The following is a 25,668-nucleotide window of genomic DNA, read 5'->3' as shown; positions in this document are numbered from 1 at the left end:
ATCATGTGTTGAGGGTATTTCTCAGCCAAATTAAATTAGCACCCCTAAGACAGTTTTGACAATAATAAAAGGTGGATTGTAACAAGCATTAGTATAAAAAGGACTTAAAAAGGTAATTATCGCGTGACAAATAGATAAAACGGTTTGTTATTTAAAAGCATATTGATGATGATGCCATTGTCGTTTTTAATTTCAGCAAGGGTTTGTTTGAGTGTCGTAAACGTGATGGGGATTTCAAATAAAATATTAATATGCCGTTTAGATAAAGCACTTTTCGTACTTCCGGTGATGATATTACAAAGTTCTCCGATACCATCTTTGAGTGTTTCAACATCATTAGAATTGATAGTTTCTTTTAAGAAGGCCATCAACGTAATCCAAGCATTTTCTTTGGGAAAGATGAGCACAAACGTGCCTTCTAAGTCACCTCGAAACTTCATGATAGAATACACATATTGATCGGGCTTGAGGTCTTTTTCTAGTGAGCCTACGGCGTGAGATGATTTGAATGTGCTAAGTTCTGTGACGGTTTCTAGTGCATTGACAGCGGACTCCATAAAAAAAGGCAACGCACTAATAAGTTTTTTGGAGAGTTTTAAAAGATTGGTATTGCTATGTTTTTCAAGATCTAGATTCAATGCAGATTGAGTGACGACAATCTGATAATGTTTGAGATTGGTGAGTTTATCAGGCTCTGATGCATCATGAGTTGTAATGATGAAGTTCTCAAAGAGAGAAAGTTTCAATGAGAGATTTCGAGCATTTTCTGCATCACGGTCACAAATTAATACTTGAGAATTTTTTTTGTAAGAGTAGGGTTTGAGATAGAGTCTGGCTATGTCAAAAGTTTTAAATAATTTGACCAGAGTCTTTTTGCTAAGAGGTTTTAAAATCTCATACATCGTCTCATCATAGTGAATCAAAGCGATAACAATCGTGTATTCTTTGGATAAAAGATTCAAAGCTTTTACGAGGAGTGCGAGGCTTTCATAATGGTCCAGTGTGCTTGCTGATTTCAATGAAACTAAAATATTCTCAGGTTTTTCTTCTTCATCTATGGATTTGATATAAGTGGTAATAGAGCGTACCAGCAAAGCGTTTTGGCTTTTTTTAATCACCCCTTTGTATTCGAAGATAACAAGACCCATATTTATGTAATTTTCCAACAAGTACCTCAGATGTATAATATGAATTTAAAATTTCAAAGTGTTGTCATTCTCAAGATTAGGAGAAGGCTTCCCGATATAATAACCTTGTGCAAAGTCAACGCCCATCTCTTTGATTATATCAAAAATTTCTTTAGAATGGACATACTCTGCAATGGTTTTTGCTCCAAGCTTTTTAGAAAAGTCGACGATTGTTTGCGTGATAATCTTCATATCTTCGTTTTTATCTATATTTTTAATCAAGCCTCCATCTATTTTGATGTAATCAGGCTGCAGTTTGACCAATCGTTCAAAGTTTGAATAGCCACTTCCAAAATCATCAATGGCAATCTTCGCTCCATAAGATTTTGCTTTTTCTATAAACTTCAAAACGGTTGCATAGTTGTGAATACCTTCGCTCTCTAAAATTTCAAAAACGACACACGAACCTATGGTATATTCATTCATCTTATTAAAGATGAAATCTATCGTGTGAGCATTGGATACATCTAAAAAGGAGAGGTTGATTGAGAATTCATTGGATGAAAATCGAAACGCATCAAAGGCTTTGCCAATGATGTCACGTGAGAGTGTGGGATAGAGTTTTGAATGTTTGGCAATATCCAAAAATTCATAAGGTAAATGGACCGAGCCATCCTCTTTTTTGATGCGTATGAGCGTTTCATATTTATCAATTTTTTTATTTTTAATATCAAATATAGGCTGGAAATAAGGGACGATGCCATTGTGTGATAAAGATTTTTTGATGATATTGATAATCTTGACATTTTGTAAATATTCTTCATCCTTGTTGCTTGCAATGTCATAAATCCAGAAAGCTTTCTGCTCTTTTTTGGCTACTTTGTATGCGATAGATGCAAACTTTAACAGGTCTGTTTTACTCTGTACCGCACCGATAGTAAAGGTGATATTGATGCCGATTCCTGAGCAGACGAGTCCTTCTTCTGAGATTTTTTTAGAGACATCATTCAGATAATTTTTGAGTGCGTCATTGTCGTAGTGTGCAGGGATAAAGATAGCAAAAACATCGGCTTCAAATTTATACAATTTTGCCAGTTTGCATGGCATATGCATTTTGAGCCAATGAGCCGTCGCTATCAGTACTTCATCACCAATTTGATTGCCATAGATACTGTTGATGGCTTGAAATGAGTCGATATTAAAGAGCATCAATGTCATCTCTTGTTTATTGAGTAATGCAACCTTGTCTTCAATGAGTTGGACTCTATTGGGTAATTGTGTATGATTGTCACGGTACATCTTGGTGCGCACAAGTTGCTTGCTGATAGTGAGTTCTGTGAGATCATGAGCGACGAGTAAATATTCAGCCGCATCACCGATTTCGTTGGGGATGGGTTTGATAGTACACTTGATATGCGCATGATTGTTGTGTTTCGTCGTCAATGTAATCACGCCATCCCACGTTTGGTTTTGGCGTAATGTTTCATGTATTTCACTCACGACTTCGTTTTGTCCTTCTAAAAAACTATCTAATTTTTTCTGCAGACACTCCTCTTTGGTGCTGAGTGTTAATTGAGAAAAAGAACGATTGACGTATTTTATATGAAAATCAAGCCCTAATTTTGCGATAGAAGCACTGTTTTCAAAGACTTCCATGTATGCTTTATGTGCACTGTCATCAGGGGTTTTCAATATGATGGGTTTGGCGATTGTGGTGATAAAATCAAACAAGATTGCACACATGAGTGCAATAATAAGACCAATAGAAAGGGTTTCAAGAGCATTTTCAATGGAGATAAATAGACAAATAGCTAAGAGGATCAAAAAAGAATCAAAAAATAATTTAGTGGTCTTAGACATATTGATTTGCCTTATTCTATAGTATTGTAAACTTCTCATTACTTTATCACAATAGTATTGATAATTCTCTTAAGAAAGCCTATTGCTTCTATTCTCAAAGTCAATGAAGCAATTTTTAATATAAATTTGAGTATAATCCTTCTCTATTTCTCACACGCCAATCCTTTTAGGTTGCAGTTTCGGCTGTTGATGGGCGTGGAGGCTAAACCAAAATTTTACACAAAGGAGCGCTTCATGGTAGCCATGAAAGACTTATTAGAATGTGGTGTACACTTCGGACACCAAACAAGAAGATGGAATCCAAAAATGAAAAAATACATTTTTGGTGAAAGAAAAAATATCTATATTATAGATTTACAAAAAACCCTTCGTTTTTTCAGATATACTTATAATGTAGTCAAAGATGCAGCAGCAGAAGGTCAAACCATGCTGTTTGTCGGAACAAAAAAACAAGCCAGCCAAGCAGTGAAAGAATACGCTGAAAAATGTGGTATGCCATATGTTAATCACAGATGGTTGGGTGGAATGTTGACAAATTATCAAACCATCAAACAATCAATCAGAAAACTTGATATCATTGAAAAAATGGAAGAAGATGGACAAATAGAGTTATTGACGAAAAAAGAAGCGTTAATGTTGAAAAGAAAAAAAGCAAAACTATTAGATTATCTTGGCGGTATTAGAGAAATGAAAAATATCCCTGATATGATTTTTGTCATCGATACCGTAAAAGAAAAAATTGCAGTTCAAGAAGCAAGAAGACTTGGTATCAAAGTCGTTGCCCCGCTTGATACAAACTGTGACCCTGATTTGGTTGATTATCCAATTCCAGGTAATGATGACGCGATTCGTTCTGTGAGATTGTTCTGTAAAGAGATGAGTGAAGCGATGATTGAAGGACAAGAAATCAGAAATCAAGATGCGGCAAAAGAAGAAGAAATCGTTGTAAGCGAAGAAGAAAAAAATGAAGTCATCGAAGAAGCAGTGAATGATAAAGATGCTCAAGAAGTGACAGAAGAAGAAACTAGTGCTGAAAAAGATAACGAAGAGGTAAAATAATGGCTGAAATTACTGCAAAATTAGTAAAACAATTAAGAGACATGACCGGTGCAGGTATGATGGATTGCAAAAAAGCACTGACTGAGACTGAAGGTAATATTGATAATGCTGTTGATATTTTAAGAGAAAAAGGTCTGGGTAAAGCTGCGAAAAAATCAGATAGACTTGCTAGTGAGGGTTTGGTTAGTGTTGAAATCAATCCAAATCATAAAGAAGCAACTATCAGTGAAATCAACTCAGAAACCGATTTTGTTGCCAAAAATGAAAAATTTGTCAATTTCACTCAAAGTACTACTAAACATATTATGAATACACAAGTGAACACAACAGAAGAGTTGATGTCTACTACTGTAGATGGCGTGAAATTTGAAGAATATTTTAATTCACATATCGCAACAATCGGTGAAAACCTTGTATTGAGAAGATTTGCAACTCTAAAAGCCGGTGAGAGTGGTGTTGTTAATGGATACGTTCACTCAAATGGCCGTGTTGGTGTTTTATTGGCTGCGAAATGTGACAGCGAAAAAACAGCAGCAGCAAGTGCTGAATTTATTAGACAACTATGTATGCATGCAGCGGCGATGAAACCGATGTATCTTAGCTATACTGAACTAGATCCTGATTTCATCGAAAAAGAGACAATTGCTTTAAAGGCGGACATCGAAAAAGAGAATGAAGAACTTCATAGATTAAAAAAACCTTTGAAAAAAGTGCCACTTTATGGTAGCCAATTGCAATTGAGCGATGCGGTTATGAAAGAAGCAAGAGCCAATATCGAAGCAACATTGAAAGAGCAAAATAAACCAGAAAAAATCTGGGATAAAATCATCCCAGGACAAATCGCACGATTTATTGCTGACAACACGATGTTGGATCAACAATTTACACTACTTAGCCAATTTTATGTTATGGATGACAAGAAAACAGTCGCTGAAGTTATCAGTGAAAAAGCTGCCGAATTAGGTGGTACGATTGAACTTGTTGATTACGTAAGATTTGAACTTGGTGAAGGTTTAGAGAAAAAAGATGCTGATTTCGCGGATGAAGTAGCAGAGCAATTAAAATAATTAACTAAAACAATAGACTGAGGGTGCGCCCTCAGTCCTCTTTTCTAAAAGGATATGCATGCCCCTTTTGGAGGTTCAAAATATTTCCCACTCTTTTGATTACCCACTTTTTGAAGATATCAATTTTTCTTTAATGCCTTCTGAATCAATGTCGATTACTGGTGTGAGCGGAAGTGGTAAATCTACACTTTTAAATATTTGCTCCACACTTCTCAAGCCCAATCATGGCACTGTCAAACTTTTTGACCAAGATATTTACAATCTTCCCACCAAAGAACTTATCGCCCTAAGACGAAAAAAATTGGGTATAATATTTCAATCTCATTATCTTTTTAAAGGTTTCAACGCATTTGAAAATATTGAGTTATCTACTTTGATGGTGGATGCAAAGATTGATGAGGAATTACTCGAGAGATTTCAAATCAAAAAAGCAATTCATCAAAAGGTTGGTGAATTATCTGGCGGACAACAACAGCGGGTTTCAATCGCAAGAGTTTTGTCAAAAAAACCACGTATTATCTTTGCAGATGAACCCACGGGCAATTTAGACCATAAAACGGCTTCTGAAGTGATGGATATCTTGTTTGATTACATCAAAATGGTCGATGGCGTGTTGTTGATGGTGACACATGATGATGATTTGGCACAGAAATGTAAATTTCATAAACATCTGAATCAAGAAGGATTACTCTGAGGTACGAATGCAATCGTTACTAGAATTTATTAATCAAAATCAAGTGATTTTGTTCTTGCTTTTGTTTGCTCGAATTTCTGGATTATTTGCCTTTTTTCCCTTCTTTTCACATATGACTATTCCGACTGCGGCTAAGACAGCTTTGGTCATTTTCATGGTCATTTTCTTATTTCCTTTTGCGACGATGCCTCACATGGAAATCAATATGTACACCGTCGCACTTGCTATTGTGAGTGAGCTGTTTATGGGCTTGATTGCGGGTTTGATTCTCAATCTTATATTTGCGATGCTCCAGATGGCAGGAATGCAGATTTCGTTTGTTATGGGTTTTACGATGGCCAGTGTCATTGACCCCCAATCCAATGTATCAACGCCTATTATTTCCCAAATCTTGACACTCATCGGATTGATGGTGCTATTAGCCCTCAATGCTCACCATCTCATGATTGTATTTATGGTCAAATCCTTACACATGCTTCCCTTAGGACAATTCTATCCTGGCGGTGCGTTGTGGGAGTATTTATTAAAATCAATGTCCAGCCTCTTTGTTTATGGTTTTATCCTCTCCTTTCCTATCGTGGGACTCTCATTGCTTTCGGATTTGGTTTTTGGGATGCTCATGAAAACCATGCCACAGTTTAATCTTTTGGTTGTGGGATTTCCTATTAAGATTATGGTTGCTTTTGTGGTATTGATTGCCGTACTTTCCCCGATTATGTTTATCTTTTCACGAGAATTTACCAAAGCGCTCAATCACCTTTCTTTGCTGTTTTGACCCACATATCGGGCATAAGCTTAAACAATATTTAAAGAAGATTCCTATACTATTGTTTTACACGAATTGGGCGAATGTTCATGGAAGGTCAATCAATGCAAGATATTAATATTTCAAATCTTTGTTTTTTAGATGACATCTACGCGACACTAGATGAGTCTGGCAAAATTTTAGAGATATCTCCTTCAATCTTTCATTTACTTGGATATCGCCAAGATGAGCTTATTGGAACAAAACTCGAGAAATTGTGCGCCCATCCACAATGCTTTCAATCGCAGATTAATAAAAAAGATAAGATTTTTGATGATGTGATGCTTGATCTCACTCTATGGCACAAAGGTGGAGTCGAGGTTTTGGTCTCGGCACATTTGCATTTTCTTAAAGATCATGAGGAGCACGTTCGCGGTTATACTTTGTTGATTAAAGTCATAGGCGGGGAACGCGATGTCAAAGACCGCCTTATTAATAGTGAAAAACGATATCGAACGATTTTTGAAAATTCACCCAGTGGTATTATCTATTTTGACTCCAATGGCATCATTATCGAGAGTAATAAGCCTGCATTAAAGACCTTTGGCGTCACCAAAAAACAATTTATCGGTTTTGATTTGTTAAAACAATTAAAAGACGAACACCTCAAAAATGCCGTAAAAAAAAGTCTCAAAGAGGGCAAGGCTCATTACAAAGGTTTGTATCATACGGTGATTAAGAAAAAAACAATCTATCTGGAAGTCTTTTTTAATGCCATTTTGGATGAAGAGGGAAAGATTACCTCTGTGACGGCGTCATTGGAAGATCAGACCATCAAAACAAAAGCACTCTTGAATTTGGAAAAATCGCGCGAAGAGTGGAAATCTATCATTGACAATATGCAAGATATTTTTTTGCAAACGGACAAAGAGGGAAAAATCATTAAAGTCTCCCCTTCTATCAAAAACGTCACAGGCTATGACGTCGATGAAGTACTTGGCAAGAATATTGACGCTTTTTATTATGATGTAACAGCAGCACGAGAACAAAAAGAAGCCTATCTACAAAAATTAGAACCCCTAAAAAATATAGAGATAGCCATTGTGCATAAAAATGGCTCAGTTCGGTATTTTGACACCAATATCACACCGCGATTTGATTCTAATCATGAGTATGCCGGAAGTGATAATTTTGCAAAAGATATCACAGAGCTCAAATGTTCCCAAGAAAAGATTGAGCACATGGCACTTCATGATAGTTTGACAAATTTGCCCAATCGCGCGATGCTCTCAAGTATGCTAGCACACTCTATACAAGCGAGCAAGAGACGGAAAGAGAAGATTGCCGTTTTATTTTTAGATTTGGATAATTTCAAAAATATTAATGACAGTTTTGGGCATATCGAGGGAGATCGTGTTTTGATTATTGCAGCAGAACAGTTCAAAAAAATCCTAAGATTAGATGATATGGTTTACAGATTTGGTGGAGATGAGTTTGTCATCGTGTTAGAACATATCACCCAGGTACAAGATATTATCAATGTGGCTCAGAAAATCAATCATATTTTTGATGATCCCATACGTACGGATTCTCATGTTCACTATCTTGGTTGTAGCATTGGAATCGCTTTATATCCTGATGATGCTTTAACTACTGAAGATTTGATTAAAAATGCCGATGCCGCAGTTTATAAAGCTAAGATGGGAGGTAAAAATACCTATGAATTTTATAAAAAGGCATTGGGGCGTAAGATAGAAAAAGAAGAACATATTAAAAACCTACTTCGTAGTGCTATTGAAAAGAAAGAGTTTGAACTCTATTATCAACCTCAAATTTCTGTAAAAACTTCAAAAATTGTGGGATTGGAAGCACTGATTCGTTGGAGCAGTCCAGAGTTAGGATTTACTAAGCCAACAGATTTTATTGCGATAGCTGAGAAGATGCAGCTGGTCATTCCGCTGGGGCGATGGGTACTTGAAACTGCGTGTAAACAAGTGAAAAAATGGCACGATATGGGGATTTATAGTGGTAATATCGGTATTAATATCTCCAATGTTCAAATTACCAACGACAATCTTAGTGCGCTGTTGCATCAGGTATTGCAAGCGAGTGGATTGGAGACAAAGTATGTGAATTTGGAGATTACTGAGTCTATTTTGATGAATTATTGGAAGAGTAATATTGGATTTCTTGATAAGATTAAAAACCTTGGTGTGAATGTCGCGATTGATGATTTTGGGAGAGGATTCTCTTCTTTGCATTATCTTCGACAGAATCTTGTGAATCAATGGAAAATCGACCAATCATTCATCGAAGGAATACCTCATGATAGTAATGCGTGTGCCATCGTCAAGACCATGATCGCATTGGCAAAAAATCTCCATAATAAAAGCATTGCAGTGGGAGTTGAGACAGAGGCACAACTCAATTATCTGAGGGAAAATGGCTGTGATATTGTACAAGGATACTATTACAGTGAGCCTCTTTGCGTTGCTGAGATGGAACAATATTTTAAAAATAATTTTTAGATATTAATGCAATCATAATCAAGATTATAATAAAATGGTACCAAATTATAAAGGAGTTATTGTGCACCTTCTTCTGATAAATAACAATCCGGCTGTCTCAAAGCTTATTAATCTCAGTGCTGAGAAACTGGGTTATGAGATTGACGAGATAAGTGATGATAGTGTAGATTTGGAAAAATCTTTTGATATTACCATAACAGACAGTGATTCAGTGGATGAGAGTTCATTTTTGTTACTAAAAGAGAGTGGTAGTTTAGGAAAAGTGGTCTACATTGGTTCACGTGGCATCGAAAAACCGGAATTTGCAGATTATATGCTCTATAAGCCTTTTTTACCGACAGATTTTGTTGAATTATTAAAACAGATTGGCAAAACAATAGAAGATGAGACGGGTGATACGACTGCGCAAGAAGATGTCATTGATGATTTTCCTGTGGAAGCTTATGTTGATGATTCAGAAATGACAGAACCAAAAGAGATGGAAGATGCCAAGGAGGGATTGGATTTAGATGATTTAGATATCATTGCTTCAGTTCCCAATGAATTGTTGAAATTTGACGATGATTTGCACCCTTATGAAGAGGATGATTTAGATACCCAAGACGTAGAAGAAAATTATAAAATAGAGGATGAAACGATAGAAGCCATCAATCAAGATTACCAAGAAGATACCACGCCTGCTCCTTCTATCTTAGATCGCGACGATGTGGATCAGGTCAAACAATTGTTAGAAGATGAAGAAACCTTTCAAAATGATGAAGTATTAGAGACAGAAGATGAGGATGAGGGCATTCAAATTGCTCAGATGGATGAGGATGTAGATGAGGATGACTCACTAAAATTTGAAGAAGATGATGAATCTGAATCGATGTTTGATTTCGAAAATACTGATGCAGAATCACCTCTTGAATTTGAAGAAGAATTGCCAGAATTATCACTGCCTAATACCGAAGAAAGCGCTGAGAAAAATAGTATCGATGATTTGAGCGAAGAGGATTTGGCTGGCATCTTTGAAGAAGATTTAAAACAAGCACAAGCGTCACTTCAAACAGCGATTATGGATGATGTGAAAAAAGTTTTGGGCAAAGAAGAGCTCAAAGCAGCGCTGAAAGACTTCAAAGTCAATATTTCGATTTCAATTGATGAGTTATAGTATATGAAGGGTAGTATTTTGGTGATATCTGGACCTAGTGGTTCAGGAAAAAGCTCTTTGATGCATGAGATGATGAAGCGCATCGATAATACCTATTTCTCTATTTCAACGACGACACGTGAAAAACGCGCGGGCGAAGTGGAGGGGAAAGATTACTTTTTTATTGGGAAAGAACAGTTTAAACAAGATATCGAAAACGGTAACTTCCTTGAATGGGCGCATGTTCACAATAATTATTACGGCACCAGTTTGAAACCCATATTGCGAGAATTGAAAAATGGTAAATTGGTCATCTTTGATATTGATGTTCAGGGACATAAAATTGCCCAAGAGAAATTTGGTAATATTATCACCTCAGTCTTTTTAACGACTCCAAATCAAGAGATTTTGAAGGAGCGATTGATTCAGCGAGGTACTGATACCAAAGAAACAATTGAGCGAAGATTAAACAATGCCATTTCAGAGATGACGCGAATCAAAGAGTATGATTATGTGCTGATTAACGGAGATTTTCAAAAAACTTTGGAAGCTTTGGTTTGTATCGCTCGCACGTCTCAATATAAAGTGGCCTCAATAAATGAAGAAGAATTCATATGTTCGTGGACAAATGAGTCAAATGTTTCTTCATTTAATTTTAATACGATATAATTCCATCGAGAATTAAAATACTCTTCTAATGCCTATGCAACAGAAGACAATACAAAGGAGTCAACATGGGTATGCCAAGTATGCCTGAATTATTAGTAGTTTTAGCGATAGTAGTGTTACTATTTGGCGCTAAAAAGATACCAGATCTTGCACAAGGTATGGGAAAAGGGATCAAAAACTTCAAGAAAGCTATGAGAGAAGAAGAAGCAGAAGAAGCAAAAATTGAAGAAGAGAAAAAAACTGCAGAAAAAACTGCAGAACAAACTAATGTAGAAGATCATACAAAAGCTTAAGGCTTAGAAATTTGAAAAAAAAAATCATAAACAGTATTCAAGATAAGTTAAACAGAGAGTTCTCTTTGGAGAAACCAAAGGACCTCTCTTTTGGACATTATGCTACACCTGTAGCATTTTCCCTTGCAAAAGAGTTTAGAAAATCCCCGATTCTTATCGCCGAAGAGTTGTGCCATCAGTTCGAAGAGTGTAGTATCTTTCACGAAGTTACGGCTGTGAAGGGTTACATTAACTTCAAATTGAGTGAGTCATTTTTGGATGAGTATGCCTCATGGGCCATAGCTCATGAAGAATTATTTGCCAAAGATGAGCATCATGAGACTATTCTATTGGAATTTGTGAGTGCCAACCCTACAGGCCCCCTTCACATCGGTCATGCTAGAGGTGCCGTCATAGGAGATGCCTTATGCAAAATCGGAAATCATCTCGGTTACAAGATTGATAGTGAGTATTATGTCAATGATGCGGGTAATCAGATACGATTGCTCGGACTTTCTATCTACCTCTCCGGTCGTGAACAGATTCTAAAACTAGAGACAACCTGGCCAGAAGAATTTTATCGGGGAGAATACATACAAGAGCTTGCCGTTCGTGCCAGTGAAGATTTTAGTCCTGACATCTTTAAAGATGAAAAAAATATCGAAATTCTTTCCGATTGGGGAAAAGAGATGATGTTGGATTTAATTCGTGAAAATCTAGCACAAGTGGGTATTACATTTGACTATTTTGTAAGTGAAAAATCGCTCTATTCAAAATGGGATGCGAGTTTTAAACGGTTACGTGATCATGATAAAACGTATGAAAAAGATGGTAAGGTTTGGATTAAATCCAGCGAACACGGTGATGAAAAAGATCGTGTTGTGGTGCGAGATGATGGCAGACCGACGTATCTTGCCGGTGATATTATCTATCATGATAACAAATTTCAACGCCAATATGATCGCTATATCAATATCTGGGGCGCTGATCACCACGGCTATATTGCACGGGTCAAAGCAGCGATTAATTTCTTGGGATATGATGAGACAAAGTTAGAGATTATTTTAGCGCAGATGGTCTCCTTACTAAAAGGCGGTGAGCCTTATAAGATGAGTAAGCGAAGCGGTAATTTTATTTTGATGAGTGATGTTGTTGATGAAATTGGCAAAGATGCTTTGCGGTTTGTGTTTTTGAGCAAAAAAGCCGATACACACCTTGAGTTTGATGTCGATATGCTCAAACAACAAGACAGCACCAATCCTATCTTTTATATCAATTATGCGCATGCAAGAATCAATCAAATTTTTGAAAAAAGTGGTAAAAAGGTCGAAGACATTTTATCGGTAAAACTAGAAAATTTAAGTGATGATGCGACCAATTTACTCTATAGTGCCTTGTTATTGCCTGAAGTTTTAGACGATGCTTTCACAAGCAGACAAGTACAACGCTTGAGTGATTATCTCAAGAGTCTAGCGGCAAGTTTGCATAAATTTTACAATGAAAATCGCGTGGTCGGTGAAATCAATGAAGACAAATATCTAAAAATATTTGCTATGGTAGCGTTGAGTCTTCGCGTGGGCCTTCGCTTGATGGGAATTGAAGCCAAAGATAAGATGTAGCAGGGCTACATCTTAATGGTCTTCTTGGTTGAGTTCTAACTCTCGATTGGTTAAGAACTCTTCGATATTATACTTTTCTCTATAAGCAGGGCTCATCAAGTGAACCAGAATATCTCCCATATCTAAAATCGCCCAATCACTGGATTCATCGATATTTAAAAAGATTTCTCCTTTATCTTTTAACTCCGTTTTGAGTGTTTCAAGCAAGGCTGCCCCATGGCGTTCTCCTAGTGTTGTTGCGATGACAACAGCATCGACGATATAGTCTTTGTTGCTCATATCAAAAGTTTGAATACTTTCTGCTTTGTTGGTATCTAAAATGCTGACGATTCTTTCTATTCTTTTTTCCATTATGTTCCTTGTGTAATACTCTATAACTTCATTTCTTATCATTTTTGGTATAAAAGCCCCATCCATATGGGCCCGAAGTTTGGAGGAGCTTATCTTAGCATTTATATTCAATTTTTTCAAGTCCTTGGGATAAATCGTATCATCTCGTGATGCGACGACGAGCTCACAATGGGATTGTATCTTATCATGATCTCTCCATTGGTCAAATATTTTGTAGTTATCGGCTCCGATGATGAGATATATTTTGGAGATTTCATACGTTTTGAGTAAGTACTCAATCGTTTCTATCGTATAAACACGACGTTGTTGTTTGACTTCATAGTCACAAATTTTCACCTTTTGTTGCGTCTCAAAAAGCTGGGTAAGCCAAGTGATACGCTTGGTGGCTGGAGCTACAAAATCACATTTTAGCGGGTTGAGATAGGTAGGAATAACAAAAAGTGTGTCGATATCCAAATGGCGTAATGCCTCGTGTACAATCATCTCATGACCGATATGTGGCGGATCAAAACTCCCACCAAAAATCGCTATTTTCATATTCCCATCCCCTGTTTTTTGCTCATTATACCCCAGGAAGTACAAATTATTAATAAAGAGAGGCTAATGAATGATACCTCGAATCAAGATTGCATAATAAACCACTACTAAATTCAAAAAGAAGATGAGTAAAGAGGAGCCTCTAGAGATAAGGTTTTCTAATAAACTTCTTGCTTTTGTGTTGGTTTTCAGCGCGATATAAAAATGCAGTAAGGAAGCGATGATGATGAGTAACACAAACCACAACTTGATTCTTAATAAATCGACAATTTTACTGTGGTCTCCAATCGCTAGAGCATTGAGCAAGCCACTATCGTAAGCCAACCACGTACCACTGAGAAGCAAAATAATCAGTGCGACTATCTCAAAATATCCAAATATAGGCCCAATTACGGGGTAGATGGCATGTTGTTGTTCTTTGTCTCTTAATGTGATGCCTAAAACGAATAAAAAGATGGAGCCGCCAATCCATGCCATGGCGGCGATTAGGTGAATGTATAGTATCCAGTTCATGATAATCCTCATATATAATAGTGTGATTTTATGACAATTATGTTTAATTTATGTTGATTTATATTTTATTTGCAGTGTTGCGTTATAATTTTTCAACAGGTTGCAAATGATGGCACCTAGTACATTTCACCAAAGGATTACAATGGTAATAGTTTTGACCAAATTCCCAATTAAACTTGAGTTTAATGAGCAATATGCCGCCCATCTTAAAGATGCGGTGACAAAACATCAAGTAGAAGAACAACCCGGTTTCATAGAAATGAGACTGTTGGCACCCCAACACATGCCCCATGTCTCAGAAGCAAACAATTTTACAATAGAGACAACTTGGAAAGATATGAAAAGTTTCTTGGATTATACAAGAAGTGAAGCTTTTTCAAAATCTCATGAAAATATGCCACCAAAAGATTGGTTCAGTGGTCGCCCTGAAGTGGAAGTTTACGAAACCATAGAGTAGATTTTCTTCATGATATAAAATCAGTTCGAGGGCATCTATCTTATGGTAAAACGACTTCATCAAAATCACTACGAGTGTTTTTGATGGGTTTGTTTTGTTGCCCTCGAACTGTATAAACAAATGATATCTTAGGCTTATCAGTAGTATTTTTGTTGGCATGATGGAGTGTTTTGCAATGAAAAAGCACCACATCACCTTTTGAGAGATTGGTATGTGTTTTGGTTGCAATCAAGGCTTGATTTTGAGGATGTTCATCGACAAAATTACTCTGTGCATCAAAACGCTCTTTTTCAAAGTGGATGTGATGAGAACCAGGAATAAATTCTAAGAGTCCATTTTCCAAATATTCATCTCCTAAAGCCAACCAGACAGAGACGAGATTATCATTTTCATAATGCCAATACCTCGCATCTTGATGCCAAAAAGTTCGTGAACTGATTTGTGGCATTTTTGTCATGATAGAGTTGTGATGTGCCAGTACCAAGACCGGGGTATCCCTCAACAGCCCTTTTAAAATGTCTCGAATATTTTGATTTTTCATCCAAGTTCTAAAAATTTCTTCTCTAGCATAGACTTGACGCAAGCGACGCAGTGTTATTTGCGAAACTTTTTGTTGTAGATACTCTTGCTCACTCTCTATGGGTGCTGTTTTGTTAGCAAGGTGAGCATTGGCTTTGGCCAAGATATCATCACACAACTGGGCATCGGCAAAATGTTTAAGGACGAGAAATCCATCTTTGTTAAAGGTATCTATTTGAGTTTGTGTTAATGTCATCATCTCTCTTATCAATAATTTCGCGTCATTTTACTATGAATTGCGTTAAAAAACCATAGATAGAAAAGAAAATGACGCGAGATATGATACCTTTTTAGGTTTATTGGTTTAATGTCCCTTTGATTTGTGCGACCCAACGATCAATTCTCTCATCGGTGAGCTCTTCTTGATTATCTTCATCTAGTGCTAATCCGACAAATTTTCCATCGATAATCGCTGTGGAGTCATCATAGTCATAATCACTGTCGATTTCAAATTCTCCGATGATTTTTGCTCCCATGGCGGTGAGTTTTTCATACAATAATCCCATCGCATCGACAAAAGTATCACCGTATCCCTCTTGGTCACCGAGTCCAAAGAGTGCGACGGTTTTGCCACTGAAATCAATCGCGTTAAAGGCATCAATATGATCATCCCAATCGTTTGGCAAATCACCTTCACCCCAAGTAGCGATTCCCAATATCAGTGCATCGTACTCTTTCATTTTTTCGATGGGAGTCTCAGCAATGTCAAATATTTCTAAGTTGCCTAATTTTTCAGCGATTCGTTTGGCGATATCTTCTGTATGTCCGGTGTCGCTTCCATAAAATATTGCTGTTTTCATGAGTTATCCTTTCTTTTTTATTTCTTTATATAATGTTTTGCCTTAAAAATATATAAATAATAATCATTATCATTTAGCAATAAGAGACCAACAAGCAATCAACATGTTGTACGTCATACTTTAGGAACATTTCTCAGCAAAAAATGGAGTGATTTTTGGCACTATGTGGACTAATCAGATGAGATGTAGATTAGATGATGACTTCTGTGAGCGCACTCTCTCGGACTTTTTCAATCTTGAAACATTCATTGGCAATATTTCTAGGACTGATATCATGATACTTGGTGGTGACTTTTTGTATGGTTTTGAGTTCTTCTTTTGAGAATAAAGAGGCATCAAAACTCTCTTCCATTTTGATAAATTCAAGTGCGATGTGATTGCGTTTTGCTATCAATTCAATATCCAAAAAATTGAGTAATTCTTGTATTAAAAAGAGTCTTGGGTCTTCTTCGTCCAAATCTTCTTCATTAGCAATAATATCAAATAATTCTGCCAAGACTACCGGTTCGGGTTGTCGGGCGGCTTTGATATAAGTCTCACCAAAAATCTTTTCGCCACAGTGTGTCATGTGGTTGTAATCCATCAAAAAAAGTAGTATTGAGAGTTTTTTATCATTGAGATATTGAACCTCTTCATCTAGTAAATATAAGATTACATGAGCTATTTTGGTTATATCAAGACGCATATCATTCCTTGTTTTTTATAGTATGAGATAGTAGCATTAAAAGATTAAAATATTGCTAATATCTCAAAAAAATCTATAAATTTTCACGATATGATTTAGATATTTTCTCTAATACTTTTTAATATCATGATATGATGCTCTTCTTGTCGTTGTATAAATTCGAGAAGATTTTTGAATTCGGCAAGTTGTGTTTTGTGTGCGATTTGTTCCATATATGCGACTTCGTCAATCTCATCTTGGATATTTTTATCCAGAAAATTAGCTAAATTACTAATCATATACTCTTTTTTATCGACGCATCGTGGTAACCGTAAGATTCCCAGAGAAGACATCAAAATAGCATAATACTTCATATGAGACATGGATTCATACATCAAATCGCTGAGAGATTCGGCAAATTTTTTATTATCGAGATGCGTGATGAGATAAAAGAAACTCAAAACACTCTGATACTCTTTATCCACCAAATCACCGAGGGCTTCTTGTACGAATGTGGCTTCTTGGATATCAATATTGTATTTTTTAGCGATATCTTCAGTAGTGGCGCAAAAGGAATCAAAGGCCTCAAAACCTTTGCTCTCTTGCAATTTTTCGATGCGATGTGCAAAGTGAATTTCATCACTAGCAAAGCGCTCATGATAACTCAAATCATCTGTATATGAAGTGCTGAGTGTTTGCAAATCTGTTTTGATTTGTGTTACAAAAATATTAAAATCATGATCAATAGGGGGGATATCCCGATTAAAGTCAAAAACTTGTGCATTGGTTTGGTAATCAAACTCTCGGTATTTTGTGAGCATAATATCTGCCAACCATTTTAGATGTCGAAATTCGACAGCCTCAAAGGTCTCAAACATCCTGACACTTTCTCCACTTTTCGCCATGACACTGGCATACATTAATTGTATCCATAGGATATGTTTTTTTGCAAAAATATTCTGTAACATCACATCTCCTTTATGAGCTTTCATTGATTATATCACAAGTTTGTTATTTTGAAGTCAAAATCAAGAATTCACAAGAGAGAGTCATTCTAAATGATATCAATATGAAACACATCAAATAGACAATGTTAGCGGCCTCACTTAAACTTTTATATATCTCATTTTTGCTAAAATTAGTCAGATTATACCAAAAGGAATAGAGATGTCACTAAAAATTGCCATCAACGGATTTGGAAGAATAGGACGATGTGTTGCGAGGATTATCGATACTCGTGATGATGTCGAGTTGGTTTGTGTTAATGATACAGCTGCTAGGGAGATGACCAAGCACTTGCTCAAGTATGATAGCGTACATAGTACCTTTGCTGGAGATGTAGAAATACTCGAAGATGATTATATGCAAATGGGTTCATCAAAAGTCAAAATGTTCTCAACAAGAGATCCCAAAGAGCTGAATTTTGCTGATTATGGTGTGGATGTTGTCTTAGAGTGTACGGGCGCATTTTTGACTAGAGAAAAAGCACAAGTTTTTATTGATAGTGGTATCAAAAGAGTGGTTATGTCTGCCCCTGCGAAGGATGATACACCGACTTTTGTGATGGGTGTTAATGAACAAAATTATGCAAATCAAGCGATTGTCTCCAACGCCAGTTGTACGACAAACTGTCTCGGACCGGTTGCAAAAATCATTGATGATGCCTTTGGTATTGACAAAGGTTTGATGACCACCGTACATGCCTATACCAATGGGCAAAGTTTAGTAGATGTCAAGCACAAAGACCCAAGACGTGCACGGGCTGCGGCTGTTAATATTATCCCAACCACTACCGGTGCGGCCAAAGCGATTGGCTTAGTATTGCCACAACTGCAAGGCAGACTTCACGGTCAAAGCGTGAGAGTCCCCGTCCCTAATGTCTCTATGGTCGATTTAAATGTGCTTGTGAAAAAAGAGACCAGTATTGAAGAGATTAATGCCCTCTTTAAAGAAAAAGCAGAAAATGAACTCCAAGGAATCCTCGGATATGATGTTGAGAAACGCGTCTCATCTGATTTTATGACATCAACCTATAGCTCTTTTGTTGCCGCCGATTTGACTCAGGTTATCTGTGGCAATATGGTTAAAGTGATGTCGTGGTACGACAATGAATGGGGCTATTCATCACGATTGATTGATATGGCTTTGCACGTAAGTAAATAAGGAAAATCTATGGTAAGATCCGTAAGAGATTTGGATATAGAGGGCAAAAAAGTTTTTATTCGATGTGATTTTAATGTTCCTTTGGATGAGTTTTTAAATATCACAGATGATAGAAGAATTATTTCAGCTATCCCTACAATTAAATATTGTTTAGATAATAATTGTGCTGTGATTTTAGCCAGTCACCTCAGAAGACCCGGTGGCGTCTATAACGAAAAATACTCCATGAAGACGGTCAAAAAAAGATTATCAAGACTCTTGGTTCCTGAAATCGAAATGGCCAATGATGTCGTAGGTCCTGATGCCGTCGAAAAAGCAAAAAATTTAAAATGCGGTGAAGTATTGCTTTTGGAAAATCTTAGATTTGATAAAGGTGAAACGAAAAATGATATTGTATTTGCCAAAAAACTGGCAAATTTAGCAGATTATTATATCAATGATGCCTTTGGTGTGTGTCACAGAGCGCATGCTTCTGTGGAAGCTATCACAGGTTTTTTTGATGAAGAGCACAGTGCTGCTGGCTTTTTACTTCAAAAAGAGATTGAATTTTCAAGAAATTTACTCAAAGCACCGGCACGACCTTTTGTCGCGGTTGTTGGTGGGAGTAAGGTCAGTGGGAAACTTCAAGCACTCAGAAATCTTTTACCACGCATCGATAAATTGATTATCGGTGGCGGGATGGCCTTTACGTTCTTAAAAGCACTCGATATTGATGTGGGAAATTCACTGCTTGAAGAGGATCTTATCCCTGAGGCGCACCATGTTTTGGCTGAGGCCAAGCGATTGGGAGTCAAACTCTATCTTCCTGTTGATGTTGTCGCAGCACAAGCGTGTTCTCAAGAATCAACGCTGAAGTTTGTCACAACACAAGAGATTCCTCCAGGATGGATGGGGCTGGATGTCGGACCGGCGACTTCACGACTTTTTAGAGAAGCACTCAATGATGCCCAAACGATTCTGTGGAATGGCCCGATGGGGGTTTTTGAAATTGAAAAATTCTCCAGAGGTAGTGTCAAAATGTCCCATACCATCGCTGAAGCACATGCGACAACAGTCATCGGTGGAGGTGATACGGCCGATGTGGTAGCACGTGCGGGTGATACCGATGAGATGACATTCATATCAACCGGTGGTGGTGCGAGTTTAGAATTGATAGAAGGCAAAGAATTACCGGGCGTTAAACCCCTTTATAGTAAGGAGATCGAGTGATTATTGCATCAAATTTCAAGACCAATCATACCCGAGAGAGTACGGCGGGGTTTGTTGATTTTATCAACAATCAAGACTCTTTTTGCGAAGTGAGAATTTTCCCTCCCTTTACAGCATTAGATACGTTTGAGCTCAGACCCAATATCCGACTGGGTGCCCAGAATTTTTATCCCGCTGATCGGGGTTCATTTACAGGAGAGATAGGGTATGAACAATTAGAAGAATTTGATATTGATTCTGTTTTGATTGGACATTCTGAACGACGCCATATCTTAGGAGAATCGCAAGAGTCTTTGTGTGGGAAATTTGATTTTGCCAAAGAAAAAGAGATGGAAATCATCTATTGTATTGGTGAGCCCATCGAAGTGAGAAAAGCAGGAATTGATGCGGTGATGTCGTACCTATGGGAACAATGTGTGGGTATCGATATTGATTATGAGGGATTGATTGTTGCGTATGAACCGGTTTGGGCGATTGGCACCGGTGTGGTGGCCAGTCTTGAAGAAATTGATGCGGTACTTAAAAATCTAAAGACCAAGATAAAAGCACCGATTTTATACGGTGGTAGTGTCAAAGTGGATAATACCGAAGCCATCTTGAGCTTAGAGCATTGTGATGGTGTTTTGGTGGGGACTGCGAGTTGGGAGCAAGAAAATTTTGCTCAAATGATAGAAATAGCTGATAATTTAACAAAGGATTAATATGTTGATGAAAGGGAAAAAAGGTTTGATTGTTGGAATTGCCAACAATAAATCGATAGCTTATGGTATTGCAAAAGCGTGTAAAGAACAAGGAGCAGAACTTGCTTTTACATTTTTAAATGAACAACTCAAAAAAAGAGTCGAACCCATAGCGAGTGAACTTGGAAGTGACAAAGTATATGAACTTGATGTCAATAATGATGCGCATTTGGATGCCTTGAGTGAATCACTACGTGCTGATTTTGGCGAGATCGATTTTATCGTACATTCTGTTGCCTTTGCCCCTCGCGAAGCATTGTCTCGTCCCTTTTTAGAAACGACACGAGATGCCTTTGATATTGCAATGGGTACCTCTGTGTATTCTTTGGTGGCCTTGACACGTGCGGTTATGCCGGTTTTGAAAGCGGGTGGATCTGTATTGACGCTCACCTATCTTGGCGGACCAAAATATATCCCACATTACAATGTTATGGGCGTTGCAAAAGCAGCACTTGAGTCCAGTGTCAGATACTTGGCTGTGGATTGTGCACGGGAGAAAAATGTCCGAGTCAATGCTATCAGTGCCGGACCGATTAAAACATTAGCTGCCAGTGGTATTGGTGATTTTAGAATGATTTTAAAATGGAATGAGCTCAATGCGCCCCTTAGAAAAAATGTGACTACTGATGAAGTGGGCAACAGCGGTATGTATTTGCTCAGCGATCTTGCTAGTGGCGTAACCGGAGAAGTTCATTATGTGGATGCTGGTTACAATATCATGGGTATGGGTATGGATGACACGGATGATGAAGGTCATACTGCTTTAGTTTGGGATTTAAATAAATAGATAATGATGACATTAGCACTCAAGCAGATTTCTTATATTGTGCTAATGCTTTTTATTATATCGATTATCTCATTTGGTGCCATTCATCTGGCACCAAACTCATTTTTTGCAAGTGGGGAACTAAACCCCAATATCACCCCCGAATCCATCGCACAATTAAAGCATGTTTATGGATTGGATAAGACGCTGAGTATGCAATTCATATCGTGGCTTAATGCGTTGATTCACCTCGATTTTGGTATCTCTTTTGCCAGTGGGAAATTGGTCAAAGATGAGATTCTCTCACGCATTTCCATCACCTTGATTATGAACATCATCAGTATGATTTTGGTTTTTATAATCTCTTTGTATTTGGGTATCAAATCAGCACTCAAACAAAGCAGTCGCTACGATGTTATGGTGAAAAATTTCTCTTTAGCCAGTTATGCCATGCCATCATTTTATTTGGCTTTGTTGTTGGTGATTCTCTTAGCCGTTCATTTCAAGATTTTCCCCATATCGGGACTGCATTCTCCTGTAAAGTTATCAGGCATGGATTATTATTTAGATATGGCCTGGCATTTGTGCTTACCTATTTTTGTGATGGTGTTTGGTGGTGTGGGAAGTTTGGTCATGTATGTGCGCAGTTTGAGTATCAATATTCTAAAGAGTGATTATATCTTTTTTGCGAAATCTCGAGGGTTGAGTCAAAAACAGATTCTTTGGCGCTATATCCTCCCCAATCTTTCGCCTTCTGTTGTCACAATTTTAGGACTCTCTTTGCCTGGATTGATTGGCGGGAGTGTGATTTTAGAATCTATCTTTTCGATTAACGGGATGGGATTGTTGTTTTTTCAAAGTGCATTAAGCAGAGATTATCCGGTGATTATGGGCATCTTGATTATTTCTGCTTTTTTGACACTTTTAGGTAATATTATAGCCGACTTAGTGCTCTTAAAAATCAATCCATTTTCAAATAGGAGATCATGATGAAATATATTTTAATGATAACAATGATGCTAATTTTTGCGGGTTGTGCGACGTGGAACGGTATCAAAGAGGATACGAAAGCGGGAGCAAATTGGACGAAAGAAAAAGTTCATGATGGCGCCTCTTACGTCGAGCAAAAAACAGAGTAACCCATAAAATCCCTCAGGTTTTACTGAGGGATTTACCAATAGCTTAACTGCCAAATAGATTTTTTAATGCGTTTGGATCTTTGACTTCACTTGCGCTTGATGTGCTTGAGCCATCTTTCTCTCGGAGTTCGATTTCATAGCCGGTGAGCATGGAGGTTAATCGGATATTGATACCATTTTTACCGATAGCTTTGGATTTTTGATCTGCTAGCAAGGTGACGACGGCTTTTTTGTCGCCGACGACTTTAACGCTGGAGATGATAGCCGGGCTAAGCGCTTTGGCGATAAAAATCTCTGGAATGCTAGAGTACTCAATGCAGTCGATATTTTCGCCGTGTAACTCTTTACTAATAGAATTAATGCGCACACCTCGCGTTCCTACCGTAGCTCCAACAGCATCAACATTTTGGTGGAGTGATGTGAGTGCTACTTTGGCACGCTCTCCGGGAATTCTTGCCGATGAGTTGATCTCGATCAGACCATCTTTGATTTCAGGGACTTCAAGTTGTAATAGGGCTTCCAAAAACTTTGGACTGGTTCTTGAGAGTTCGACCACAATCCCTTGTGAACGCTCAATAAAAACTTTTCTGATGACACTTTTTACGACATCGCCCACTTTAAATTTTTCACCTTTGATTCTGCTTTTTCGTGGAAGTATTGCACGGACTTCATCGATCTCAATATAAGTATTTTCTTCATTGTCGACTCTGACTACGGTGCCAAATACACGACGATTTATCATGTTTTTGTATTTATCAAATATCTTGGTTTCTAATAATCTTTGTATGTGAAATTCCAATTCTTTTTGTAAGGTGGCCGCTGCAGTTCTACCCAAATTATCAAGAGGCAATTCATAAGTTAATTCGTCATTGACTTCGATTTCTGGATCCACTTCTTTGGCTTCTTTTAGTGCGATAAAATTTTCATTTTCTTCTTGCAATCGTTCATCATCATCTTGCAACACGATGACTTTCTGGTAAAGTTTTAGACTTTTTGTCTCGGGATTAATCTCAGCACCGTATTCGTACTCTCTGCCGTAAACTTTTTTAGCAGTGTTGATGAGCGCCGTGGTGACGGTCTCTTTAACCTCTTTAATGTCCAACCCTTTTTCGTTGGCGATGGATTCGATAATGTCTAATATTTTACTCAATGGATACCTCTTTTTTTTGCATATTCATGCTGAAATCTTTTCGCAATATAACACGTAATACTATGGAATTTCTGGAATTGCGAGTGTAAGAATTACAAATTTAAAACTTACATGAAGGGAATGATTATACCTAAAAAATTCTTTTTATTCAAGCAATATGTTGCTTTAATCATCAATTTATACAAATAAAGATAAAATATCGTGATTCTATGTCTCCTATTTGGGGATATAATTTTGTTCAACAAAGAAGGTAAAAATGGAACTTAAATTAGCAAGAAAAGAGTTAGACGCTAAACCAAAAATTATAAAATTAGAAAAAATTATGGAGAGCGTACAAAAAGAGGGACAAAAAATATTCTATTTTGATAAAGAGAATTCCCATAAAGATCTTGTGGCACTCGTAGAACATTTTGAAGCAAATGATTGCAGTGTGTATCTTAGAGAAGTGAAATATGGTCTTGGGGATGATGATTACATGTATGAAGTACACATACTTTAGGATGCAAATTGTCTAAAAAATTATATATTGAAACACTAGGTTGCGCGATGAATACGCGAGACAGTGAACATATGATTGCAGAGCTTCATGATAAAGAAGATTATGATGTGACACCAAACATCGATGAAGCGGATTTGATTCTTATCAACACGTGCAGTGTGCGTGAAAAACCTGTCAGTAAGCTATTTTCTGAAATCGGTGTTTTTAATAAGAAGAAAAAAGAGGGTGCGAAAATCGGTGTATGTGGATGTACGGCGAGTCATCTCGGCGATGAAGTTTTTAAACGAGCGCCTGAAGTCAATTTTGTCTTAGGGGCGAGGAATGTCTCAAAAATCACCCAAGCGGTGCGTAAGGATAAGTTTATCAGCACCGATATTGATTATGATGAGAGCGCTTATGCCTTTAGTGAATTTCGCAACAATCCCTACAAAGCCTTTATCAATATTTCAATAGGTTGTGATAAAAAATGCACCTATTGTATCGTGCCACATACGCGGGGTGAAGAGATTTCAATACCCGCAGATTTGATTGTCAATGAAGCGCGAAAAGCCGCTCAAAACGGTGCAAAAGAGATCTTTTTATTAGGACAAAATGTCAATAATTATGGCAGAAGATTCTCTATGTCAACGCATGAAAAGATGGACTTTAGCGACTTACTGAATCGAGTCAGCGAGGTTGAGGGAGTCGAGCGGATTCGTTTTACTTCGCCTCATCCCCTTCATATGGATGACAAGTTTCTAGAGACATTTGTCAATAATCCAAAAGTTTGTAAATCGATGCACATGCCCCTCCAAAGTGGTTCGACATCATTGCTGGAAAAAATGAAACGGGGCTATACCAAAGAGTGGTTTTTAAATCGTGCGCTGAAACTCAGAGCTTTGTGCCCTGATGTTTCTATCAGCACCGATATCATCGTCGGATTTCCTGGTGAGAGTGAGGCCGATTTTCAAGATACCTTAGATGTGATGGAACAGGTAAAATTTGAACAAATTTTTTCATTTAAATACTCTCCAAGACCCCTCACCAAAGCAGCTGAATTCACTGATCAAGTTGAGAGCGAAGTGGCATCAAAACGTTTGCAAATATTGCAAGATAAACAAGAAAAAATACTCGATGAGATCTCAAAAACTAGACTAAATAAAGAGTATATGGTCTATTTTGAAGAGCTTCGCAGCAATGGTATGTTGGCAGGAAAAAGCGATAATAATGCGCTGGTTCAAATAAAGGGCAAAGAAGAGTGGTTAGGTAAAACAATGCGCATCAAAATTACTAATCCAAAGCGTCTCTCTTTGTACGGCGAAGTTGTTTTCTAAGGAATTCAAAAAAAGC

Annotated in this window: 27 protein-coding genes; 18 read left to right on the top strand and 9 right to left on the bottom strand. The window is 37.4% G+C overall.

The window, feature by feature from the left end; all coding sequences use genetic code 11:
- Positions 1–116 precede the first annotated feature (116 nt).
- Positions 117–1,166, bottom strand: a complete 1,050-nt coding sequence (locus tag SFB89_RS09780) for a chemotaxis protein CheX (RefSeq protein WP_331774503.1) — start codon at positions 1,164–1,166, stop codon at positions 117–119.
- 27 nt (positions 1,167–1,193) lie between these two features.
- Positions 1,194–2,987, bottom strand: coding sequence for an EAL domain-containing protein (locus tag SFB89_RS09775; RefSeq protein ID WP_331774502.1), 1,794 nt, complete (start codon positions 2,985–2,987; stop codon positions 1,194–1,196).
- Positions 2,988–3,221: 234 nt separating this feature from the next.
- Here SFB89_RS09775 and rpsB point away from each other — a divergent pair, with 234 nt between their 5' ends.
- From rpsB to argS, 9 genes are all read left to right on the top strand, one after another.
- Positions 3,222–4,046 (top strand): 30S ribosomal protein S2, encoded by an 825-nt coding sequence (gene rpsB, locus SFB89_RS09770; protein WP_331774501.1) that lies wholly within the window; start codon positions 3,222–3,224, stop codon positions 4,044–4,046.
- Positions 4,046–5,113 carry a translation elongation factor Ts gene (gene tsf, locus SFB89_RS09765; protein ID WP_331774500.1) on the top strand — a complete coding sequence of 356 codons (1,068 nt, stop codon included), beginning with the start codon at positions 4,046–4,048 and terminating at the stop codon, positions 5,111–5,113. Before rpsB ends, tsf begins: the two co-directional genes overlap by 1 nt.
- A gap of 58 nt (positions 5,114–5,171) precedes the next feature.
- Positions 5,172–5,807, top strand: coding sequence for an ABC transporter ATP-binding protein (locus SFB89_RS09760; protein WP_331774499.1), 636 nt, complete (start codon positions 5,172–5,174; stop codon positions 5,805–5,807).
- Positions 5,808–5,814: 7 nt separating this feature from the next.
- The gene (gene fliR, locus SFB89_RS09755) at positions 5,815–6,582 is read left to right on the top strand and encodes a flagellar biosynthetic protein FliR (protein ID WP_331774498.1); all 768 of its coding nucleotides are present in this window, start codon (positions 5,815–5,817) and stop codon (positions 6,580–6,582) included.
- A gap of 95 nt (positions 6,583–6,677) precedes the next feature.
- Complete coding sequence (locus SFB89_RS09750; protein ID WP_331774497.1) at positions 6,678–9,080, top strand: EAL domain-containing protein; 2,403 nt, start codon at positions 6,678–6,680, stop codon at positions 9,078–9,080.
- A gap of 61 nt (positions 9,081–9,141) precedes the next feature.
- A complete protein-coding gene (locus tag SFB89_RS09745) occupies positions 9,142–10,233 on the top strand; it encodes a hypothetical protein (protein WP_331774496.1) in 1,092 nt (363 codons plus the stop codon).
- Positions 10,234–10,236: 3 nt separating this feature from the next.
- Positions 10,237–10,881, top strand: coding sequence for a guanylate kinase (gene gmk, locus SFB89_RS09740; RefSeq protein WP_331774495.1), 645 nt, complete (start codon positions 10,237–10,239; stop codon positions 10,879–10,881).
- 65 nt (positions 10,882–10,946) lie between these two features.
- The gene (locus tag SFB89_RS09735; protein WP_331774494.1) at positions 10,947–11,174 is read left to right on the top strand and encodes a twin-arginine translocase TatA/TatE family subunit; all 228 of its coding nucleotides are present in this window, start codon (positions 10,947–10,949) and stop codon (positions 11,172–11,174) included.
- Between the two features lie 11 nt (positions 11,175–11,185).
- On the top strand, positions 11,186–12,772 hold the full coding sequence (gene argS, locus SFB89_RS09730; RefSeq protein ID WP_331774493.1) for an arginine--tRNA ligase: 1,587 nt from the start codon (positions 11,186–11,188) through the stop codon (positions 12,770–12,772).
- A gap of 12 nt (positions 12,773–12,784) precedes the next feature.
- Here the strand turns inward: argS and nadD are convergent, their stop codons facing one another.
- Both nadD and SFB89_RS09720 read right to left on the bottom strand, forming a co-directional pair.
- Complete coding sequence (nadD, locus tag SFB89_RS09725; protein ID WP_331774492.1) at positions 12,785–13,660, bottom strand: nicotinate (nicotinamide) nucleotide adenylyltransferase; 876 nt, start codon at positions 13,658–13,660, stop codon at positions 12,785–12,787.
- A 63-nt stretch (positions 13,661–13,723) separates the two neighbouring features.
- Positions 13,724–14,173 carry a hypothetical protein gene (locus SFB89_RS09720; protein WP_331774491.1) on the bottom strand — a complete coding sequence of 150 codons (450 nt, stop codon included), beginning with the start codon at positions 14,171–14,173 and terminating at the stop codon, positions 13,724–13,726.
- A 142-nt stretch (positions 14,174–14,315) separates the two neighbouring features.
- On the opposite strand from SFB89_RS09720, the gene SFB89_RS09715 reads away from it, so the two are divergent.
- Positions 14,316–14,630 (top strand): antibiotic biosynthesis monooxygenase family protein, encoded by a 315-nt coding sequence (locus SFB89_RS09715; RefSeq protein ID WP_331774490.1) that lies wholly within the window; start codon positions 14,316–14,318, stop codon positions 14,628–14,630.
- A gap of 40 nt (positions 14,631–14,670) precedes the next feature.
- Here SFB89_RS09715 and SFB89_RS09710 read toward each other — a convergent pair whose 3' ends face one another.
- The 4 genes from SFB89_RS09710 to SFB89_RS09695 all read right to left on the bottom strand — a co-directional run bounded on the left by SFB89_RS09710 (position 14,671) and on the right by SFB89_RS09695 (position 17,641).
- On the bottom strand, positions 14,671–15,405 hold the full coding sequence (locus tag SFB89_RS09710) for a phytanoyl-CoA dioxygenase family protein (RefSeq protein WP_331774489.1): 735 nt from the start codon (positions 15,403–15,405) through the stop codon (positions 14,671–14,673).
- Positions 15,406–15,505: 100 nt separating this feature from the next.
- Entirely contained in the window at positions 15,506–16,009 is a 504-nt protein-coding gene (locus SFB89_RS09705; RefSeq protein ID WP_331774488.1) for a flavodoxin, read from the bottom strand.
- A 190-nt stretch (positions 16,010–16,199) separates the two neighbouring features.
- Complete coding sequence (locus SFB89_RS09700; protein WP_331774487.1) at positions 16,200–16,694, bottom strand: type II toxin-antitoxin system antitoxin SocA domain-containing protein; 495 nt, start codon at positions 16,692–16,694, stop codon at positions 16,200–16,202.
- Positions 16,695–16,789: 95 nt separating this feature from the next.
- Positions 16,790–17,641, bottom strand: coding sequence for a hypothetical protein (locus tag SFB89_RS09695; RefSeq protein WP_331774486.1), 852 nt, complete (start codon positions 17,639–17,641; stop codon positions 16,790–16,792).
- 199 nt (positions 17,642–17,840) lie between these two features.
- On the opposite strand from SFB89_RS09695, the gene gap reads away from it, so the two are divergent.
- From gap to SFB89_RS09665, 6 genes are read left to right on the top strand one after another with little or no spacing between them, the layout of a single operon-like run.
- Entirely contained in the window at positions 17,841–18,836 is a 996-nt protein-coding gene (gene gap, locus SFB89_RS09690; protein ID WP_331774485.1) for a type I glyceraldehyde-3-phosphate dehydrogenase, read from the top strand.
- Positions 18,837–18,845: 9 nt separating this feature from the next.
- Positions 18,846–20,045 carry a phosphoglycerate kinase gene (locus SFB89_RS09685; protein ID WP_331774484.1) on the top strand — a complete coding sequence of 400 codons (1,200 nt, stop codon included), beginning with the start codon at positions 18,846–18,848 and terminating at the stop codon, positions 20,043–20,045.
- A complete protein-coding gene (locus tag SFB89_RS09680) occupies positions 20,042–20,746 on the top strand; it encodes a triose-phosphate isomerase (RefSeq protein ID WP_331774483.1) in 705 nt (234 codons plus the stop codon). Before SFB89_RS09685 ends, SFB89_RS09680 begins: the two co-directional genes overlap by 4 nt.
- A gap of 1 nt (position 20,747) precedes the next feature.
- Complete coding sequence (gene fabI / locus SFB89_RS09675; RefSeq protein ID WP_331774482.1) at positions 20,748–21,572, top strand: enoyl-ACP reductase FabI; 825 nt, start codon at positions 20,748–20,750, stop codon at positions 21,570–21,572.
- 6 nt (positions 21,573–21,578) lie between these two features.
- Positions 21,579–22,541, top strand: coding sequence for an ABC transporter permease (locus SFB89_RS09670; protein WP_331774481.1), 963 nt, complete (start codon positions 21,579–21,581; stop codon positions 22,539–22,541).
- Positions 22,541–22,690 carry a hypothetical protein gene (locus SFB89_RS09665; RefSeq protein ID WP_331774480.1) on the top strand — a complete coding sequence of 50 codons (150 nt, stop codon included), beginning with the start codon at positions 22,541–22,543 and terminating at the stop codon, positions 22,688–22,690. Before SFB89_RS09670 ends, SFB89_RS09665 begins: the two co-directional genes overlap by 1 nt.
- Before the next feature lie 43 nt (positions 22,691–22,733).
- Here the strand turns inward: SFB89_RS09665 and nusA are convergent, their stop codons facing one another.
- Entirely contained in the window at positions 22,734–23,840 is a 1,107-nt protein-coding gene (gene nusA / locus SFB89_RS09660) for a transcription termination factor NusA (protein ID WP_331774479.1), read from the bottom strand.
- Between the two features lie 256 nt (positions 23,841–24,096).
- Here nusA and SFB89_RS09655 point away from each other — a divergent pair, with 256 nt between their 5' ends.
- Together SFB89_RS09655 and miaB are read left to right on the top strand one after the other, a co-directional pair.
- Positions 24,097–24,339, top strand: a complete 243-nt coding sequence (locus SFB89_RS09655; protein WP_331774478.1) for an HP0268 family nuclease — start codon at positions 24,097–24,099, stop codon at positions 24,337–24,339.
- Between the two features lie 8 nt (positions 24,340–24,347).
- Positions 24,348–25,652 (top strand): tRNA (N6-isopentenyl adenosine(37)-C2)-methylthiotransferase MiaB, encoded by a 1,305-nt coding sequence (miaB, locus tag SFB89_RS09650; protein ID WP_331774477.1) that lies wholly within the window; start codon positions 24,348–24,350, stop codon positions 25,650–25,652.
- Positions 25,653–25,668 lie beyond the last annotated feature (16 nt).

It is taken from the genome of Sulfurospirillum sp. 1612, assembly GCF_036556685.1.
In the GTDB taxonomy this organism is placed as follows: Bacteria; Campylobacterota; Campylobacteria; order Campylobacterales; family Sulfurospirillaceae; genus JAADIZ01.
This window is presented reverse-complemented; position numbering and strand designations above follow the sequence as displayed.